The 430-nt window shown below is 70.2% G+C and carries 1 protein-coding gene; it reads left to right on the top strand.

The window, feature by feature from the left end:
- Nucleotides 1-288: lytic polysaccharide monooxygenase (locus IH13_RS0134575; RefSeq protein WP_031090862.1), on the top strand; the 288-nt coding region annotated here is incomplete at its 5' end.
- Nucleotides 289-430 lie beyond the last annotated feature (142 nt).

Here is a 430-nt window from a genome sequence, read left to right as displayed (position 1 = left end):
GGCCAGGGCTACAGCTTCCGCTGGCAGTTCACCGCCCGCCACGCCACGAGCGACTTCCGGTACTACATCACCAAGGACGGCTGGGACTCCACCAAGCCGCTCACCAGGGCCGCCCTGGAGTCGCAGCCCTTCATGACGGTGCCGTACGGGAACCAGCAGCCCCCGGCGACCCTGACCCACCAGGGCACGATCCCCACCCAGAAGACCGGCAAGCACATCATCCTCGCCGTCTGGAACGTGGCCGACACCGCCAACGCGTTCTACGCCTGCTCGGACGTGAAGTTCTGACGCGGCCCGCGCCTGTCGTGCCGGGCCGGACGCCCGGCCCGGCCTGACGGGCTGTGTGCGGCCGGGTGACCGGCCGCACACAAAAGCGCGGTGGGCGGTTCCGTCGTACGGAAACCGCCCACCGCGTCGTCTGTGCGCCGTC

It is taken from the genome of Streptomyces sp. NRRL WC-3549 (genome assembly GCF_000721935.1).
GTDB lineage: Bacteria > Actinomycetota > Actinomycetes > Streptomycetales > Streptomycetaceae > Streptomyces.
The sequence above is the reverse complement of the archived record's forward strand: the minus strand, read 5'-3'. Positions and strand labels throughout refer to the sequence as shown.